The sequence below is a fragment of the Bacteroides thetaiotaomicron VPI-5482 genome, from assembly GCF_000011065.1.
GTDB lineage: Bacteria > Bacteroidota > Bacteroidia > Bacteroidales > Bacteroidaceae > Bacteroides > Bacteroides thetaiotaomicron.
Map to the genome: position 1 here is coordinate 2,478,253 of NC_004663.1, position 19,602 is coordinate 2,497,854.

General features: G+C 46.5%; 17 protein-coding genes. 10 read left to right on the top strand and 7 right to left on the bottom strand.

Going from position 1 to position 19,602, the window contains the following annotated elements; all coding sequences use genetic code 11:
* Positions 1–54: 54 nt before the first annotated feature.
* Entirely contained in the window at positions 55–3,027 is a 2,973-nt protein-coding gene (locus BT_RS09990) for a PEP/pyruvate-binding domain-containing protein (RefSeq protein ID WP_008761136.1), read from the bottom strand.
* Positions 3,028–3,358: 331 nt separating this feature from the next.
* Here BT_RS09990 and gdhA point away from each other — a divergent pair, with 331 nt between their 5' ends.
* On the top strand, positions 3,359–4,696 hold the full coding sequence (gdhA, locus tag BT_RS09995; protein WP_008766346.1) for an NADP-specific glutamate dehydrogenase: 1,338 nt from the start codon (positions 3,359–3,361) through the stop codon (positions 4,694–4,696).
* Between the two features lie 152 nt (positions 4,697–4,848).
* Entirely contained in the window at positions 4,849–6,012 is a 1,164-nt protein-coding gene (locus tag BT_RS10000) for a M24 family metallopeptidase (RefSeq protein WP_008766347.1), read from the top strand.
* A 223-nt stretch (positions 6,013–6,235) separates the two neighbouring features.
* Here BT_RS10000 and BT_RS10005 read toward each other — a convergent pair whose 3' ends face one another.
* Positions 6,236–7,669, bottom strand: a complete 1,434-nt coding sequence (locus tag BT_RS10005; protein ID WP_162303110.1) for a CCA tRNA nucleotidyltransferase — start codon at positions 7,667–7,669, stop codon at positions 6,236–6,238.
* Between the two features lie 300 nt (positions 7,670–7,969).
* On the opposite strand from BT_RS10005, the gene BT_RS10010 reads away from it, so the two are divergent.
* A complete protein-coding gene (locus tag BT_RS10010) occupies positions 7,970–8,809 on the top strand; it encodes a hypothetical protein (RefSeq protein ID WP_008761132.1) in 840 nt (279 codons plus the stop codon).
* A gap of 369 nt (positions 8,810–9,178) precedes the next feature.
* On the opposite strand, the gene BT_RS24360 is transcribed toward BT_RS10010, so the two are convergent.
* From BT_RS24360 to ruvA, 3 genes are all read right to left on the bottom strand, one after another.
* Positions 9,179–9,316: a hypothetical protein gene (locus BT_RS24360; protein ID WP_008766350.1), complete on the bottom strand. Its 138-nt coding sequence runs from the start codon at positions 9,314–9,316 to the stop codon at positions 9,179–9,181.
* A gap of 14 nt (positions 9,317–9,330) precedes the next feature.
* Positions 9,331–10,320: a DUF3843 family protein gene (locus BT_RS10015; protein ID WP_008761131.1), complete on the bottom strand. Its 990-nt coding sequence runs from the start codon at positions 10,318–10,320 to the stop codon at positions 9,331–9,333.
* A 68-nt stretch (positions 10,321–10,388) separates the two neighbouring features.
* The gene (gene ruvA / locus BT_RS10020) at positions 10,389–10,994 is read right to left on the bottom strand and encodes a Holliday junction branch migration protein RuvA (RefSeq protein WP_008766351.1); all 606 of its coding nucleotides are present in this window, start codon (positions 10,992–10,994) and stop codon (positions 10,389–10,391) included.
* Between the two features lie 178 nt (positions 10,995–11,172).
* Here ruvA and BT_RS10025 point away from each other — a divergent pair, with 178 nt between their 5' ends.
* From BT_RS10025 to BT_RS10045, 5 genes are all read left to right on the top strand, one after another.
* A complete protein-coding gene (locus tag BT_RS10025) occupies positions 11,173–12,072 on the top strand; it encodes a diaminopimelate dehydrogenase (protein WP_008761129.1) in 900 nt (299 codons plus the stop codon).
* A gap of 146 nt (positions 12,073–12,218) precedes the next feature.
* Positions 12,219–13,880, top strand: a complete 1,662-nt coding sequence (locus BT_RS10030) for an IS1182-like element ISBthe2 family transposase (protein ID WP_011108076.1) — start codon at positions 12,219–12,221, stop codon at positions 13,878–13,880.
* 111 nt (positions 13,881–13,991) lie between these two features.
* Positions 13,992–14,297, top strand: coding sequence for a hypothetical protein (locus BT_RS10035; RefSeq protein ID WP_008761128.1), 306 nt, complete (start codon positions 13,992–13,994; stop codon positions 14,295–14,297).
* Entirely contained in the window at positions 14,294–14,623 is a 330-nt protein-coding gene (locus tag BT_RS10040) for a hypothetical protein (RefSeq protein WP_008761127.1), read from the top strand. Before BT_RS10035 ends, BT_RS10040 begins: the two co-directional genes overlap by 4 nt.
* Positions 14,624–14,664: 41 nt before the next feature.
* Positions 14,665–15,315 carry a PAQR family membrane homeostasis protein TrhA gene (locus BT_RS10045; RefSeq protein ID WP_032850333.1) on the top strand — a complete coding sequence of 217 codons (651 nt, stop codon included), beginning with the start codon at positions 14,665–14,667 and terminating at the stop codon, positions 15,313–15,315.
* 33 nt (positions 15,316–15,348) lie between these two features.
* On the opposite strand, the gene BT_RS10050 is transcribed toward BT_RS10045, so the two are convergent.
* Complete coding sequence (locus tag BT_RS10050) at positions 15,349–15,570, bottom strand: helix-turn-helix transcriptional regulator (protein ID WP_008761125.1); 222 nt, start codon at positions 15,568–15,570, stop codon at positions 15,349–15,351.
* Positions 15,560–16,018 carry a hypothetical protein gene (locus BT_RS10055; RefSeq protein ID WP_008766355.1) on the bottom strand — a complete coding sequence of 153 codons (459 nt, stop codon included), beginning with the start codon at positions 16,016–16,018 and terminating at the stop codon, positions 15,560–15,562. Before BT_RS10055 ends, BT_RS10050 begins: the two co-directional genes overlap by 11 nt.
* Positions 16,019–16,217: 199 nt before the next feature.
* Here BT_RS10055 and rpiA point away from each other — a divergent pair, with 199 nt between their 5' ends.
* A complete protein-coding gene (gene rpiA, locus BT_RS10060; RefSeq protein ID WP_008761124.1) occupies positions 16,218–16,919 on the top strand; it encodes a ribose 5-phosphate isomerase A in 702 nt (233 codons plus the stop codon).
* A 180-nt stretch (positions 16,920–17,099) separates the two neighbouring features.
* Positions 17,100–19,535, top strand: a complete 2,436-nt coding sequence (locus BT_RS10065) for a DUF3987 domain-containing protein (RefSeq protein WP_011108077.1) — start codon at positions 17,100–17,102, stop codon at positions 19,533–19,535.
* Positions 19,536–19,602 lie beyond the last annotated feature (67 nt).

A 19,602-nucleotide genomic window follows, 5' to 3' on the forward strand; every position in this document is an offset into this window, starting at 1 on the left:
TTTCCAATGAGAGCAGAACTTTTTTGTTTTATTTATTTATCAACCGGAAAGAGATCAGTCAATCCCCGGCATCAGAACAACACCGAGCTTCTTCTTACCATCCATCTTGACTACCATCGGCTTTTCAAAGCGGACATGACGCAGGAATTTCGTTTCTTCCACCGCAGGTTGGGCGTTGAGGAAATCCTGATTGTAGACTCCGTCATTCATAAAGGCATTGATCGTAAAATAGCCTACGCCGAACGAAGTGAGGTTCTGGAAGAAGTGAGTTCCCTGACTCGGGTCTACACGATAATTGGTCAGTCCGGCCTCCACTATCACACGGGCGGCGGAGATATGCGGCCACTTCACCGGAATGCCCAGCCATGTATCACTGCTGCCCCAACGTCCCGGACCTACGAGCACATAATTCCTTCCTGCATTGAGGAATTGCAGGTTCATTTTCTCTATTTCCCAGGCAATGGCCTGATTGTTCGAAGCACTGTATCCATCCGTCTTGACGTAGACGATATCATAAATTTCGTTCATGACGCCATGCCCCAATGAGTTATTGGAACGGAGCACCACGTCTTCATCCGGTATCAGCGTCAAGTCTTCGTCCAGCATTTCTTTGCTGTCCACAATCGGGCGGATTTGCAACAGGTAGAATGTACCCGTCTTATCTTGTTCACGGCTCAAGGTCGCGGCAAACTCAATCTCCACCGGGCGCCGCATTTCCTGTTCACCGTACTTCAAAACCAGTTGCAGGATGCGTGCCAGCGGGAATACATCGTGTTGAAGGATATTGGCAAACGTGATTACCTTGCGTCCACCGGGATACAAACCGTCACGGATCACCTGATCATACGGATCGTAAGTAGAAGCGATATAGCGTAACGAACCGTCACTTTCGGCTTCCTTCACATGAAGTTTCAACAGGTTAAAGCCGTCGTCGATAGAGAAATCATGCCCTGCGTTTTTCAAGTCCAATGCGTAGAAACGGGTCTGTGTTTCTTTCAGGGCTATTTCCATTTCACTGGTTTGCAACACTTGATTCGGGTGATAAGGAGAGAAACGGAGCGTCATACCTCCGTCTACAATATATTTTCCTAATCCAAGAGCCAGGTTCACCGTGCCTTCTTCGGCTTTTTCATCTCCCAAGGGATAATAATTGAGCGAACGTGCCACGCCGGACATAGACGGGTAGTAACGGTCTCCGTATTGATTTCCCACAACTTCCTGCAAGATGACTGCCATCTTTTCCTGGTCGATCACGTTCGATGTAGCCTGCATATAGGCTTTACTGTCTCTGAAGTAAACCGACGCATAGACTCCTTTGATCGCATCGGAAAGCATACGGAGCATTTCGTAACGGTCGTCCAGATAAGGAATCATATACGTATTGTATATTCCAGCAAACGGCTGATAATGAGAATCTTCCAACAAAGAGGATGAACGGATGGCAATCGGGGATTTCACCACATCGAAGAAGGTGAAGAAGTCCTCTACCAACCGGTCGGGCAGTTTCGCCTTCAGGAAATATCGTAGAATCGTATCATCGTCGGCATCCGATAGAGCGATTTGATAAAGATTATTGGTCTCCATAAACTCGTCGAAGACATCGGTACACAGTACCACTGTCTTAGGAATTGCCACCCGTGCATTTTCGAACTCTTCAAATTCGGGATAACGCTTCACCATATTATCAATGAAGGCAAGGCCACGGCCTTTTCCTCCCAGCGAACCGTCGCCGATACGGGCAAAGTTGGAGTAACGGTCGAAACGGTCACGTTTGAAGACGGCAACCACTCCCTGATTTTTCATCTTCCGGTACTTCACGATCGCCTCGAAGATAATCCGGCGGTGTGCATCTACGTCCTGAAGACTGGTCCACGTGATCGGCTTCAGAAACTCGGCTACCGGAAACATGGCACGCGAATAGAGCCAGCGCGAAACGTGATTCCGGCTGATATGATACAAGAAGGACTCGGCAGGCACGGCAAACAGGATATTCTGCAGCTCTTTCAGGTTCCGCACACGGGCAATCTCTTCTCCGGTCTCCGGATTGCGGAACACAAAGTCACCGAACCCGAAGTTATCGGAAACGATGCGCCGCAGGTCAACGTCCATCTTTTTAGAATTCTTATCGATAAAGCTGGCACCGTATTTGGCGGCATACGAAGAGTTTTCCGATTCGGAGGATTGGATAATCAACGGTACGAACGGATCGTTTTTGCGTATGGCGGCACAAAGCTTGATACCTGCCAGACCGTCTTTCTCGCCCCGTTCCACTTTCGGGAAACGGACGTCGGTAATGACTCCTAATATATTATTCTGGTATTTGCGATAGATTTCCATCGCTTCCTGATACGTACGCGCCAAAACGATTTTAGGACGCCCACGCATACGAAGCGTGCGCTGGTGCGCATTCAGAGCTTCGGTAGAAAATTCCTGGCTCTGCTTCAACACGAATTTATACAGGTTGGGAAGAATGGAAGAATAGAACCGGATGCCATCTTCCACCAAAAGTATCATCTGCACGCCTACTTCCTGCACATCATGTTCGAGGTTCATCTTATCTTCCATCAGTTTGATAATAGAAACCAACAGGTCGGTATTGCCCAGCCAGCAGAATACGTATTCAAATGCGCTCAGGTCTTCGTTGATAATCCGCTTTGTAATACCGTGACTGAAAGGAGTCAGGATAACGATCGGAATATGTTCGTATTTCTCTTTGATGTGCCGCCCGATATCAAAACTGTCATTGTCTCCCGTACTCGGCATACAGATCACCAGATCGAATGACATATTCTCCAACTGCGTCAATGCTTCCTCTTCCGTAGAAACCTGTGAGAAACGAGGCGGATAACGAAGTGACAAGGATGTATATTCATTAAATATCTTTTCATCAATGCGTCCGTCATCTTCCAGCATGAAAGCGTCATACGGGTTGGCAATCAACAGAACATTGAAAATCCGCCGTGTCATCAAATTGGCGAATTGCGTATCTTTGAAGTAAAGCTGGTTTAATTTATACTTGCTGAGCATAGTCTCTTTCTATTTTTTATTCCATAATGAAATGATTCATAGTACAGTCTACTTGACGTTTACCCTGCAAAGTTAATTTTTTAAATCTCATTTGCTATCATCTTCTTTATAAAGTTTATAATAGGTAATAAGTAATAGGTAACAGGTAATAACCATGCGGTTTACAGCGCAGCTTATTACTTATTACCTATTACTTATTACCTATCACTATCATTTTATCATTATTTAATCAAAATATCACCATAAAACCAATCATATTTGAAAAATTTTCCTATATTTGCAGTGTGAGCAGTTTACATTTTATCAGAATAACCTTTTAAAATATGATATCATGAACATCCAGAAAATCATGTCCTCTTTGGAGGCAAAGCACCCCGGTGAATTAGAGTATCTTCAAGCAGTAAAAGAAGTTCTTCTTTCGATCGAAGATATATACAATCAGCATCCCGAATTTGAAAAGGTCAAGATCATAGAAAGACTGGTAGAACCTGATCGTATCTTCACTTTCCGTGTCACTTGGGTAGACGATAAAGGGGAAGTTCAGACCAATCTCGGTTATCGTGTACAGTTCAACAATGCAATCGGTCCGTACAAAGGCGGTATCCGTTTCCATGCTTCCGTCAACCTCTCCATTTTGAAATTCCTCGGCTTCGAGCAGACATTCAAGAATGCGCTGACTACCCTTCCGATGGGTGGCGGCAAAGGCGGTTCGGACTTCTCGCCCCGTGGCAAGAGCGATGCTGAAATCATGCGTTTCTGTCAGGCGTTTATGCTTGAATTGTGGCGCCATCTGGGACCGGACATGGATGTACCTGCCGGTGATATCGGTGTAGGCGGACGCGAAGTAGGTTATATGTTCGGTATGTACAAGAAGCTGACCCGCGAATTTACGGGAACCTTTACCGGAAAAGGACTGGAGTTCGGCGGTTCGCTGATTCGTCCGGAAGCTACCGGCTTCGGCGGTTTGTACTTCGTTTATCAGATGTTGCAGGCAAAAAATATAGATATCAAAGGCAAGACAGTCGCTATCTCCGGCTTCGGTAACGTAGCTTGGGGCGCTGCCACCAAGGCGACCGAATTGGGTGCCAAAGTAATTACGATCTCCGGACCGGACGGATATATCTACGATCCGGACGGCATCAGCGGAGAAAAGATAGATTATATGCTCGAACTTCGGGCTTCGGGCAATGACATCGTTGCTCCTTACGCCGAAAAATATCCGGGTGCAACCTTCGTAGAAGGCAAGCGTCCGTGGGAAGTAAAAGCAGATATTGCACTTCCTTGCGCTACTCAGAACGAATTAAATGGAGAAGATGCACAAAATCTCATAAAAAATAACGTTCTTTGCATTGGAGAAATTTCCAACATGGGATGTACACCGGAAGCAATCGACTTATTTATCGAAAAGAAAATAATGTATGCTCCGGGTAAGGCAGTCAACGCTGGTGGTGTTGCCACTTCCGGGCTGGAAATGTCTCAGAACGCCATGCACCTGAGCTGGAGCGCTGCTGAAGTGGACGAAAAACTCCACGCCATCATGCACGGTATCCATGCACAATGCGTGAAATACGGTACAGAACCCGACGGATATATCAATTATGTGAAGGGAGCTAACATTGCCGGATTCATGAAAGTAGCTCACGCTATGATGGGACAAGGCGTTATTTAAAAGAGACTTTGTTTAGTTGTATTTGTATTTGTGGTTTGCGCTGCTCGCCTCCTGTGACAGGACGCGGGTAGCGCTATTTTTTTGAGATTAACATTATTTTCTTCAATGGAATTAATTATCTTTGTAGCATTATACAGTAATAACAATAAAAAATGCTACAACCCGAATTAAAACTCCGCCGCGACAAGATTCGCAGTCTGATGGTGTCACAGGGCATTGATGCCGCCCTCATTACTTGTAATGCAAATTTAATCTACACCTATGGCTGTGTAGTCAGCGGCTATCTTTATCTCCCTCTTCATTCACCGGCACTGCTGTTTTTCAAGCGGCCCAACAATATCACAGGCGAACACTCGTTCCCCATCCGCAAGCCGGAACAGATCGTCGATATTCTGAAAGAAAAAGGTCTGCCTTTGCCCACTAAACTGATGCTGGAAGGCGACGAACTTCCTTATACCGAATATGTTCGTCTGGCAGGTTTGTTCCCGGACGCTGAAGTCGTGAACGGGACACCGCTGATCCGTCAGGCACGCAGCGTGAAGACAGCTATCGAAATCGAAATGTTCCGTCGTTCGGGCATGGCACATGCCAAGGCATACGAACAGATTCCGTTCGCATATTACCCCGGAATGACAGATATCGAGTTCTCGATAGAAATCGAACGTCTGATGCGCCTTCAAGGTTGCCTCGGCATCTTCCGCGTGTTTGGACGCAGCATGGAAATCTTCATGGGAAGTGTGCTGACCGGAGATAATGCCGGTTATCCTTCTCCCTACGATTTTGCTTTAGGGGGTCGCGGACTCGATCCTGCCCTGCCCGGAGGCGCTGACAAGACTCCGCTGAAAGAAGGACAAAGTGTTATGGTCGATCTGGGAGGCAACTTCAACGGATATATGGGCGATATGAGCCGTGTGTTCTCTATCGGCAAATTGTCGGAAGAAGCATATACCGCTCACCAAGTTTGTCTGGATATCCAGGAAAAGATCGCTTCGATAGCCAGACCCGGCATTCCCTGCGAAATGCTGTATAACACTGCAATCGAAATGGTTACCCAAGCAGGTTTTGCCGATAAGTTTATGGGAACGGGACAACAAGCCAAGTTCATTGGTCACGGCATCGGACTTGAAATCAACGAAGCGCCTGTACTTGCTCCGCGCATCAAGCAGGAGCTGGAACCGGGCATGGTCTTTGCTCTCGAACCGAAAATCGTTCTTCCCGGTGTAGGCCCTGTAGGTATCGAAAACTCTTGGGTAGTGACAAACGAAGGAGTTGAGAAACTGACTAACTGCAACGAAGAAATTATAGAATTGTCATAAGGGACTGACTAAAAAGTCAATAGTATCTTAAATCTCCTCCTTCGGGAAGGAGGAGTACCCGTAGGGGGAGGTGGTAGGTGAATACATAACCCTATCATTTACAAAGTAATAGGAACAAACATTATTTCTCCTACCACCTCGGTCTGCGACCACTCCTCCTTCCCGAAGGAGGAGATTTGAGATAGAATCGACTTGTTAGTCACCCCAATTTGAACAAGAAAAGCTATTTTACAGGCTTCAGTCCCATCTTCGCCGCCCGTTCCAGCATAAAAGCATGGGCTGCCTCATACTCATTGGGGATAACTCCATCCAGAATAGCATCCTTTATCGCACTTTTCAAAGCACCGACTTCACGACAGGGCTGTAAGCCGAAAGTTTCCATGATCTCTTCTCCACTCACCGGAGGCTGGAAATTACGGACACGGTCCTTTTCTTCAAGGTCTTTCAACTTTTGGCGAACCAGCTGGAAGTTATTCAGAAAACGCTGCTTGCGCTCCATGTTTTTCGAAGTGATATCCGCTTCGCAAAGTGTCATCAAGTCGTCGATATCATCCCCCGCCTCAAAAAGCAGACGGCGTACGGCAGAATCCGTCACTACATCATCCGCTATCACAATGGGACGCATGTGCAAGCTGACCATTTTCTGCACATACTTCATCTTCTCATTCATCGGCAACTTCATCTTCCGGAAAATATTCGGAATCATCTTCTCACCGATAAAATTATGATTATGGAACGTCCAGCCCGCTTTAGGCTCCCAACGTTTCGTTGCAGGCTTGGCGATATCGTGCAGCAAAGCTGCCCAACGCAACCAGAGATTATCCGTCTTTTTGCTGATATTGTCCAGCACTTCCAGCGTATGGTAAAAGTTATCCTTGTGCGACCGTCCGTTTCGTGTTTCTACTCCCTGCAAGGCAGCCAGTTCCGGAAAAATCAACGGAAGCAGTCCGCTTCGTTCCAGTTCTACAAAGCCTTTTGAAGGGATAGGCGAAAGAATGATCTTGTTCAGCTCATCCGCAATCCGTTCACGGGATATGATTTCAATCCGGTCTTTGTTACGGCAGAGCGATTCGAACGTATCGTCATCGATATAAAAATTCAGTTGCGTGGCAAAGCGAATGCAACGCATCATGCGCAGCGGGTCGTCACTGAACGTGATATCCGGATCGAGGGGTGTGCGGATGGTCTTTTCCTTCATGTCCGCCATGCCGCCAAACGGGTCAACCAGTTCGCCAAAGCGTGCTTTGTTCAGGCAGACAGCCATCGCGTTAATAGTAAAGTCACGGCGGTTCTGATCGTCCTCCAGTGTTCCGTCTTCCACGATGGGCTTCCGTGAATCCCGTTGATAGGATTCTTTGCGGGCACCTACAAATTCGACTTCCGTACCTTTATATTTCACTTGTGCCGTACCGAAATTCTTGAAAACAGAGACGTACGCACCACGCCCCAAGCGTTTTCCAAGTGCTTCCGCCATTGCGATCCCGCTGCCTACTACTACTACATCTATATCTTTGGAGGGACGTTGCAGAAAAATATCACGAACGTAACCGCCTACCACGTAACACTCCAGTCCGAGTGCGTCAGCGGTTTCGGCAATGTGTCCGAAGATCGGTTCGCTAAAATACTGTTTCAGTTCCTCTTGAGTCAACTCTATCATCTTTTTAATGCTTAACGACTGGCAACAGACAGTTAAATAGTTGATGAAAACACCGGTCGGGCGGTCCATAATCATCAAACACTTATTGCCAATACAAGTTTTGAGGGGGCAAAATTACAAAAATAAGGGATATATTTGTATTTTTGTCGCTATAAAGTAAACGATGAACGGGCGAGGAACGGTAAACGGCAAGTAACACGAACGGCAAACCGCAAGTAACGAACAGTTGGCGGTAAGTCGTGAACACTGCACGTCCCATCTCCATCGCAAATCGTCTAATAGTAAAATGTAAATGGTATGATGAAAAAACTGATTATCTTCTTTTGCGGCACGCTGGCACTGACAGCCTGCGGAAACGGCATCGAGAAAAAAGCCAATGAAAAACTGACGATTGCCCGTGCTGCCTACGAACGTGGCGACTACGAAGAAGCAAAGACACAAATCGACAGTATCAAGATTTTGTATCCCAAAGCATTCGAGGCCCGCAAAGCCGGTCAGGAATTGATGCTGGATGTGGAACTCAAGGCTCAACAAGAGATTCTGGCCTTTCTGGACAGTGCTCTCCAGGCAAAGCAAGCAGCGTTTGACGCCATCAAAGGCAAGTACACCCTGGAGAAAGATGCCGAATATCAGCAAGTGGGTAACTACATATGGCCTACACAAGCCATCGAGAAGAATCTCCATCGTTCCTTCCTTCGCTTCCAAGTGAGCGAGCAGGGAATTATGAGCATGACTTCCATTTATTGCGGAGCCGGCAATATCCATCATGTAGGCGTCAAAGTGATGACTCCCGACGGCAGTTTTGCCGAAACTCCGACTTCGAAGGACAGCTACGAAACATCGGATATGAACGAGAAAATAGAAAAAGCCGATTACAAATTGGGAGAAGACGGTAACGTGATCGAATTTCTGAACCTCAACAAAGACAAGAATATCCGTGTGGAATTTATCGGCGACCGTAGATACACAACGACGATGAGTCCGACTGACCGACAGGCAGTAGCAGGCGTTTACGAACTGTCGAAAATCCTTTCCGCCATGCAGCAAATCAAGAAAGAACAGGAAGACGCCAATCTGAAAATCGGATTTATCAATAAGAAAAAAGAACGGAAAGCGATGGAAGAAGCTGCCGAAGAATAAAGGTTCTTTCGGAGTAACGGCTTTCCGGAAAAGTGATAAAAGCGCTATCGGAGAAGAATAAATCAAGCAGTCCGAAAAGGATAAGTAAAAAACGGTAAGCGATGAAAATTTGTGTTTATCAGAGATAGCACATTTATTTTTTCATCGCTTACCGATTTTTATTTCAATTCAAGAGACTGTTCTCCGACTTATCATTAGGCACAAATAGTAATGATATTTCATTCCAACTTTAAAGAGACGCAGCATTGTTTTCTTGCTCGCACCCTTTTACCTTGGAGAAACGGCGTAAACCAGCATCCTAAAACGGCGTAGCCTGCCTACATAAAACGGCGTAGCCTGACAGGTAGAAAGGGCGCAGTCTCCAAAGGCTTATTTCACTCTCCTATTCAACTGATTATTAGCCTTCTCCACCTTTGACTTACCTATCCGTTTCCCCGTCCCTTTCTTTTTTCCGGCAGCAGGCTTCGCCTTTCCGGCGAACGGATTGTTACTTTTTTTGATTGGCATAACTTAACAAAGTATCATTCTCCTTCGTAATACTCGCCCAAAAACCAGCGGGCAATAAAGTCCCAGTTTTCGTGCAGCAGCTCTTTCCCGTTCTCGAAAGGGAATTGCGCTTCCGGCAGCAGGTCATGTTCCATGCCGTACTTCAGCAGATCGAACGGGCACAGCCCTTCCTCGCAGAAAAGTTCGTACGCCTCTTCCTCAGCCATTTCCGCATTATACAGCGGATTCCGTTTGTCGGCAAAGTAGCGGGCTACGTCCGGACCTATCAGCAAACCTTTCGGATTAGCGTACATCACGAAATCCGAAAACTCCTTCAAGTCGGGCAACAGAGCATCTTCCTCGTCCTCCCATTGCAGGGCCTGCACAAAGAACAGTTTCAAAGCCTCATACGAATCGAAGAACATCAACGGCTCGCCACCACTCGCTTTCAGAAAGCGTTCCACATTCACGGGCAACTGATCGCCCGGCGAGGCAACAGGCAAAGCAGTCCGCTGCTTCTCCATCAGCTCCGATTCCATCAGCCAGTCTCCGGCAAGTCCGTCGCTGATAGGCGCTTTCTCGAAAACATCCTCCAACTGCGCATAGATCACATCGGCAAACTCCAGCAAGTCCGCATCCAAGGGATTCTCCACACCGTCAAAGTCATCGCCTACCGGCGAATTAATTCCCCACAGCAAGAAAGCGATATCCTCTTTATTGATCTCGTCGGTGAGATAACCTTCCGACAATTCATAAAACGGCAGGTAACGTCCGTAATTCCTTTTATGCCAACGGATGAACTGGCGCCAGTTGCCTCCGTCCGTCACACAGTCTTCCAGATAAAGAGTCAGCATCAGAGTCACCTGATTCTGGCTTTCCTGTGTCTCCGACTTATATAAATAAGATTCGCTGACGACAGGCAATAAAAGATTGGCAAATTCAAGATACCAGTGATCCGTCGCCAACACCTTTGCACGGCCATGAAGATCCAGCCATGCTTTCATATAAATTTTCCCTTGTTTCATTATTATTCTGTTGCTTGTTTTAGTTTCTCCACGCCCTATTACCTATTACCTATTACCTATTACCTATTCTACAGTCTTTTCAAAGCCAGTTTTATTACTTTCTCCACCGGAGCATCCGGTTCTTCCTTCAAGATAGCCAGTACCACTTTCTGCGAAGGCGCGGCGGCAAAGCCAAGCATGGTCAGAGCGGCTACCGCTTCCTCCTGCACTTCTACGCTGGCAGATTGCAGCAGCATTCCGGCAGAAGCGCTTCCTCCTGCCACGGTGGCTCCCATCGTCTTTATCTTGTCTTTCAGGTCGACAATGACACGCTGCGCTGTTTTCAGTCCGATCCCCTTCACCGTTTTCAGCAAATTCGCATTTTCGGTGCTGATCACATTCACCAGTTCGGCAGGCGAAAGGGCAGAGAGAATCATACGTGCCGTATTGCCTCCGATGCCCGACACGGAAATGAGCAGCAGGAAAATCTCCCGCTCCTGCTTGTCGGCAAATCCGTAGAGCACATACGCGTCCTCCCGAATAGCTTCATAGATATATAACTTACAGTTTTTCTTCCCCTGAATAGCCGAATAAGTATTCAGGGATATATTGGCGGCATAGCCTACCCCGTTACAGTCGATTACTGCGGTTGCCGGACTAAGTTCGGCAAGTTCGCCTCTTACATATTCTATCATATACCTTGCAAAGATAAGACAAATTCACCACAGATGAAAAGACTTTCGCAACATTTCCGCCTCGCAGTCAGAGGTGAAAAAATTAAAAATAATGCAGGCAGTAAACAAAACTTCCTAGTAATTTGTTTACTTTTGTGGCAGAATTAAAGAAAAATGTTCATATAAAACCAATAAAAGAATGAAAAAAGTAAGAGCAGCTATTGTCGGTTACGGCAATATCGGACACTATGTACTTGAAGCGCTACAGGCAGCGCCTGATTTCGAAATAGCCGGAGTAGTTCGTCGTGCAGGAGCAGAGAACAAGCCGGAAGAGTTGGCAAACTATGCAGTAGTCAAAGATATCAAAGAGCTGGAAGGAGTGGAAGTGGCCATCCTCTGCACACCGACCCGCAGCGTTGAGAAATACGCGAAAGAATATTTGGCAATGGGAATCAACACGGTGGACAGCTTCGACATCCACACAGGCATCGTTGACCTGCGCCGCACGCTGGATGCCACCGCCAAAGAGCACAAAGCCGTATCCATCATCTCCGCAGGATGGGATCCGGGAAGCGACTCGATCGTACGCACCATGCTCGAAGCAATCGCTCCGAAAGGCATCACTTACACCAACTTCGGTCCCGGCATGAGTATGGGACACACCGTAGCCGTAAAAGCGATCGACGGAGTGAAAGCCGCCCTCTCCATGACGATCCCTACTGGAACGGGAATCCACCGCCGCATGGTATATATCGAACTGAAAGACGGATACAAGTTTGAAGAAGTAGCCGCAGCCATCAAGGCAGACCCTTACTTCGTGAACGACGAGACACATGTAAAACTTGTGCCCAGCGTAGACGCACTGCTCGATATGGGACACGGTGTAAATCTGACTCGCAAGGGAGTTTCCGGTAAAACGCAGAATCAGCTGTTCGAGTTCAATATGCGCATCAACAATCCGGCACTGACCGCACAGGTACTTGTGTGCGTGGCACGCGCTTCCATGAAGCAGCAACCGGGGTGCTACACCATGGTAGAAGTCCCCGTCATCGACCTCCTTCCGGGCGACCGCGAAGAGTGGATCGGACACCTGGTATAATCTTTTATCCGCATAACTGAAATAAAAATGAGGTTGTGTCAAAACGCTGGCACAACCTTTTTTTATGCACAAAGCCCAGACTTTCACAAGCCCGGGCTTTGTTATTACCCAAAGTTTTTGTATCTTTAGGCATAAAGTTTTTCGTTATGGCAAAGTTACATTTTCGTCCTTACATTCCCAACCAAACAGTTCTTTTTCCCGGAAGAATTGATGAAAACATAGCAGCGAACGATCCGGTTCGCATAGTTCATACTGTTGTTGATAATCTCAATCTTGACAATTTCAAGAAGCTTTATAAAGCAACCGGTCGTTGTCCTTATCATCCTAAAATGATGCTTAAGGTGATTATTTACGCCTACATGAACAATATCTATTCGTGCCGCAAAATAGAGAAGCTTCTCCTACGTGATATTCATTATATCTGGCTTTCCGGTAATGAACATCCGGATTTTATTACCATCAACCGTTTTCGAAACCGTGTAAAAGAGGAAATAAATACTGTATTCACGCAGTTGGTTCTTGTCCTTGCCGACAAAGGTTTCATCAGCCTTGACGTAGAGTATATTGACGGTACCAAGATTGAGTCGAAAGCCAACAAATATACTTTTGTCTGGCGCAAGACAGTCGAAAAGAACCGTACAAAGCTGATGGATAAGATCCGCATTCTCCTGAAGCAGGTGGATGAAGTCATAGCCCAAGAGAACTCCATGAAAGATACACCCGTAGAGTTCACTCCCGCCATGCTCTCAGATATAGTGAATGAACTTAAAGAGGTGCTGGAACACCAGCCTGTAACAAAGGACAAGGAACAAAAGAAGGTCATCCGGGAAAAGAAGAAACAGGTCCGGGAACTTGAGGAGTACCGTGACAAGTTGATAGAATACGACAACCATCTTGATACTCTTGGAGAACGCAACTCCTACTCCAAGACCGATCCTGATGCCACCTTCATGCGCATGAAAGAAGACGCCATGAGAAACGGACAGACCAAACCCGGATATAATCTGCAAATAGGTACCGAGAACCAATTCCTCATAGACTTCCGACTGTTTCCCAACCCAACCGATACACTGACCCTCATACCTTTCTTCCACTCCTTTGAGCAACGCTATAACCGCTTACCAACTGTCGGTGTGGCAGACTCCGGTTACGGCTCGGAAGAAAATTATCGGTTCATGCAAGATAATGGGATAGAAGCCTTTGTCAAGTACAACTACTTCCATAAAGAACAGCGTCCCCGTTATACCCCCAATCCATTCCATGCGGAGAGTCTCCATTACAATGCGGGGGAGGATTATTACGTTTGTCCTATGGGGCAGCACATGAACCGTATAGGAACCAGACGTGACAAAACAGCAAGCGGATACATCACCGAAAGTGCCCGGTATAAAGCACAAAGATGTGAAGGGTGTCCTTTGTGTGGCAGTTGCTTTAAAGCTAGGGGGAACCGTATGATAGAAGTCAACCACCGGTTAAACCAATACAAACGGCAGGCACGGGAAAGGTTACTCTCGGAAGAAGGCATCAGGCATAGGGGAAGGCGATGTATAGAACCGGAAGCAGTTTTTGGACAAATGAAACACAACATGGCATACAAAAGGTTCCGGCATGTGGGAGAAGACAAGGTTACAATGGACTTTGCCTTCTTTGCTATAGCTTTTAATATCAAAAAGATGTGTACAAAACTACTAAAAGCAGGAAAGAGAAGGAGTGCACACACTATATTTATCTTTATCAGACCACGTGTGACTCAAAATACGACGAATATTAAGCCTTATTACCTAATTACTGAAAAAATAGTCGCATAGACAAAAAAAGAGGAACGACTATTTTATATTAAAAAAAGAAGGGGATGTGCCTTAGTTTTGACACAGCCCCATTTTTTTTATCTTTGTCGGAGAAGACAAAACACACTCGATATGAAAAGACTATTCATATTCTCAACATTTCTGTTATGCTTGCTATCGACTACCTTTTCACAGCAGTCCGATAACACGATCAAACCGAATCTGAAGTACGGAAAACCCTCCAAGGAAGAGCTCACCATGACCAGCTTTGCTCCCGACACCACCGCAACGGCGTATGCCGACATCCAGATACCTTATTACTCCAACGGACGCAATCCGACACTGAAAGAAAACGTCAGCCAGCTTGCGTTATTCCTTGATTTCCGAAAACAAGTAGCAAAACAATTTAATAACAAAATTATAATAAAGAGAATATGAAGATATACAAAAAGAAAGAACTTCCCAGACATGAGGAAGAAGAGTTTTCAGTCATAGTACTGACTTGTGACGAACACGGAGAAACCAATCTTGGGTTTTATAACTTTGACACGGAAGATTGGAGTTTTCTTTCGGAAGCTGACCAAAGTTATAGAGACTCTGAATTTGTATGGATATACCCACCAGCCAATCAGATGAAAGAGTTTTTGATAAAATCAATCAAAGCTGAACGCGAATCAGCTCCACCTTCATCGAAGGAAAACTGGTTTAGAAAGAAAACCCAACCTATTAAAAAGAAAATCACTCTGGCTTTCAAGAAAAAATAAAAGTGTACCTTTGCGGCTCTAACCAAAGCCGAAAGGAAACATTGGAAAATAAAAGATACAATAACGTCGAAGAATGGGCAAACACGCTCAGTCACGGAGCAGGTATACTGCTTGGAGTCATAGCCGGCTATTTCCTGCTCGCGAAAGCGGCGGCGGGTGCCGAACCGAAGTGGGCGGTAGCTTGTGTAACCGTCTACCTGTTTGGCATGCTGTCTTCTTATGTCAGCTCCACCTGGTATCACGGCAGCCGTCCGGGTAAGCTGAAGGAATTGCTTCGCAAATTCGATCACGGGGCTATCTATCTGCACATTGCGGGGACGTACACTCCGTTTACACTGCTCGTCATGAGGCACGCAGGCGGTTGGGGATGGGGAATTTTCTCTTTTGTCTGGCTGTCGGCTATCGTCGGTTTTATACTGAGTTTCAAGAAACTGAAAGAACACAGTAATCTGGAAACCGCTTGTTATATAGCTATGGGAGCCTGCATCCTCGTGGCTATGAAGCCTTTGATGGATCATTTAGCAGAGATGGGAGCCGGTCCGGCTTTTTGGTGGCTGATAGGCGGAGGAGTTTCGTATATCATCGGGGCAGTGTTCTATTCGCTGCGCAAGCCATATATGCACGCTACGTTCCATCTGTTCTGTTTGGGAGGAAGCATAGGGCATATCATAGCGATCTGGCTGATATTGTAAGTAAAAGAAAGCCGTCAGGCAGAGTTCATCATTTCAATACGATGCTTCATCATTCAACACAAAAATTTCTTCCACCGGAACCCCGAAATAACGTGCTATCCTCAGCGCAAGGACAGTAGAGGGAATAAACTTTCCGGTCTCTACCGTATTGATTGTCTTTCGGGTTACTCCAATGGCTACAGCCAGTTCTTCCTGGCTGATATTCTTCATCGCCCTGTAGACCTTTATTTTATTGAGCAGTTCTTTATTTTCCATCTTTATAGGGATTATACAGAAGCAATCTTCTTATTTCTGAGAAAAGCATAGCTACCACCACTATAACCAGAGCACCCATACGTACCGAGAGATTAAAAAAATCTCCAAAGCAATAAACTAATAATCCCATTTGCATAGCCGCATAAAAGCCTGCTGTCAAAGCCTTAGAATTATAGTCCGAATATATTTCACTATCTAATGCTCCCATTAATTTCTTATCTTTCTTTATTCTCTCCAAAATATCGGAAGCTCTTATCGCTACAACGACATACAGCAAAACTGCAAATGCAAATATATACCATGTCTCTCCCAAAAATCCCTTTCTGCCAGTATCAAGACAAAATGTCTCCCACATTAATACTCCCATAAACAACATACCGACAATCGTCCGCATCAAAAGAGCATTAAACCTTTTAATCTCCATTTTCTCAATCGTAATATTTTCCATAACCATAGAATTTAGTCCATATTCTTATTTTTAAGTTTCACCCATAGGTTCCAAAAAGAAACCTTTAGGTTACAAATATAGATATTAAAAACTATATTCCAACCAATCATCCATCTATTTTTTAATTCTTCCGTTTTTGTTGAACCAAACACTCCCTTTCATTCGTTATATAAATAGAGACTCTAAAACTGCAAGAACCATGAACTGGGAAAATCACCTGATCAAAGACCTCCAATGGTCCAATGAGATTATCAACAGAGAAGCGAAAGAACGTGTAGCACGTGAGATCGCCGCCACAGCCAAAACAGGCGATGTGATAGGGGCCGGCTCCGGTTCCACCGTCTACCTCACTTTGTTTGAGCTGGCAAAGCGGATTCACGAAGAGCACCTATATCTGGAAGTGATTCCCGCCTCTCAGGAAATCTCCATGACTTGCATACAACTGGGCATCCCGCAGACCACCCTTTGGGACAAACGCCCCGACTGGACATTCGACGGAGCGGATGAGGTAGACCCCGACCGCAACCTGATAAAAGGACGTGGCGGAGCCATGTTCAAAGAAAAGCTGCTGATCAGAAGCAGCGGAAAAACCTTCATTATCGTCGATCCCAGCAAACTTGTCAATATCTTGGGAAGCAAATTCCCCATACCGGTAGAGGTGTTCCCGCATGCACTGTCATACGTCGAAAAAGAACTGCGCCGACTGGGTGCCTCCGAAATATCACTACGCCCCGCCCACGGAAAAGACGGTCCTATTTTGACAGAAAACGGAAACTTTATCCTTGATACCCGTTTCCATTATATTGACGCTTCGCTGGAAGAACAGCTGAAAACAATCACGGGCGTTATTGAAAGCGGACTTTTCATCAATTACGACATTGAAGTAGTTGTAACCAGATAAAAACCAAGCATAGCACATAGGAAAATCACCTTTTTAACATTTCACCCTTCCTTACACCCGGTCTATCTTTGCAGCCGACTTAAGGAACCGACTATTCTGCACTCAATAAAATAGTGAAAGCACTATTCTCCCTTCTTTATCTCATACTATCATTTATCAATAAAAACAAAAAAACATAGTATGGAAAAGCAAAGCTTACCACAAACCGAAAATTTACAATTTCAATTTTCTTTTTTTAGAAATACTTGGAGCAAGGAGTCTACCATAATCACCCTGCACAACCTTTATCTGCAAACCATCGGAACACTTTGGAAAGCACAGACCGAATGCTACCGCAAACTACAAGACCGTCCCGACCGCAGCAATGAAGCCAAAATGGTAAAAGACGCCATGCCTGTCGTCATCATCGAGGGCATCTGCCGCCCGCATTGCAGCCATGCCGCAGCCAATCTGGAAAAGATGAGCCGACTAGCCATGTACGACCTCGACCACCTGAACGAACGGACATCTGCCGTCAAAGCCCTTTTCCGTGCTCTCCCCTACGTGGCCTACACGCAGACCAGTATCTCCGACAGAGGCCTCAAAGTCGTCGTATTTCTCGATGCCCGCACCCCGGAAGAGTATCCTCTCGCCTACGCCATCTGCCAGCAGACACTGGAACGCATCGCCGGGCATCCGTGCGACGAACAATGCGCCCGCATCACCCAGCCCTGTTCTTGCGTATGGGATGCCGACGCCTACTACAATCCCACTCCCGAACCTTATCCGTGGAGGGAAGAACTCGACACCGACCCTTCGTTGACCAACCTGATCAAGGATAAAAGAAACCTTCCGGGCAGCAACGGCAACCCTTATGCCACCAGTAACGGCTCCCCCTTCCCTCCCGCTACCGAAGCCTGCGGATACATCGAAACCTTCGCCCGTAACTTCACCCATTACCACCCCTGGCAGAAAGGCAACCGCCACGAGTCTATGCTAGCAATGGGAAGAAGCGCACGACGTAAGGGATTTTCAAAAGAAGACCTTGAAAAATTAACATCTGTTATGTCAGTAGAGATCGTGAGAAACGGCTACACGCTGCAAGAACTCAGAAAAGACTTATCAGCTGGATATCAATACGTTGACCTATCCTATGCACCCCAAGAGACCAACAATTCACTGACAATACTGACAACTGACACCTTTAGGCCTGTTTCTGTGGAAAATGAATTGGGGAAAGAAGAAGAGTTGTCCATAAAAAATGAAGAATTACGAGGATCTACTCCCTGCATTCCTAACCAAGTATACGACCATCTTCCCGACTTTCTGAAAAGAGCCATGAAACCGGCACGCAGCAAACGCGAACGCGATATACTGCTTCTAGGACTGATCGCCAACCTGAGCGGATGCCTGCCACAAGTCCGCATCAGTTTCGACCAGCGTCCTTACAGTCCGCAGCTCTACACCCTGATCATTGCTCCCCCCGCCACCGGTAAAGGACTTCTCACACTGGCAAACATGCTCCCACGAGAAATCGAGAATTATCTGAAAGGAGAAAACAAACGGAAAAAGGATGCCTACGACCGTGAACTCACGGAATGGGAACGAACCAACCAACAAATCAAGAAAGGGACGAAATCTTCAGCAGCCTCCCCTGCTCCCATGCCCGAACCACCGGAATATTACCACCTCTGCGGTGCCCCCAGCACTTCCAGAAACCAAATTATCCGCCGGCTGAAAATCAACGGAGACCTCGGACTCATTATCTGTGCTACCGAATTGGACATGATCTCCGGCGCCATCAAGCAGGATTACGGCAAGCACGACGATGTGTTCCGTGCCGCCTACCATCATGAACCGGTAGCCACGGACTATAAGGTAGACGGCGAACTCATCTGCGCAGAAGTACCGCGCCTGGCACTCTGCCTGTCCGGCACCCCCAGCCAACTGACCAACTTTATCCGCTCTTTGGAAAACGGACTTTACTGCCGTTTCAGCATCTACACCTGCGGAGCACGATGGAAATACCGTTCGGCGGCCCCCATCAAAGGACAGGAAGATTATATCACACTCTACAAGGGATTCGGCAAGGAAGTATTGGAGATGTACTTCTTCTTCCAACAATCTCCTACGGAAGTCACGCTGAGCGACAGACAATGGGAGGAACATACCGCCTACTTCGACTGTCTGCTCAACGAAGTGGCCAGCGAACAAGCGGACGCGCCGGGCTCTATCGTACTCCGTGGCGCACTGATGGTGGCACGCATAGCTTCCATCTTCACCGCCCTGCGCAAGTATGAAGGTGCCATGCAGATGAAGGAATACATCTGTACAGACGAGGATTTTCATGCCTCCATGCAGATCGTACAAACCATCCTCAACCACAGCCTGCTGGTCGCCTCCTCACTGCCGGGAGAGAAAATGAAACCTCAGCCTATGCAGTCATACTTCCGAATCCGGTCGGTCGTAGAGAGCCTACCTAGGATTTTTACTTACAAACAGATTAAAGAGAAAGCACTGACAGAAGGTATCAGCGAACGAAGTACCTGTAGATATCTAAAAAGCCTCATCGAGCTAAAATACATTGAGAAACAAACAGATAAATATATCAGAATAAAAGAATTCACTGACAAATAAGCGCTAAGTGGCAGTTGGCAGTGGCAGTAACGGAAAACGCCCGATAAATTGGTATAGAAAACGTACA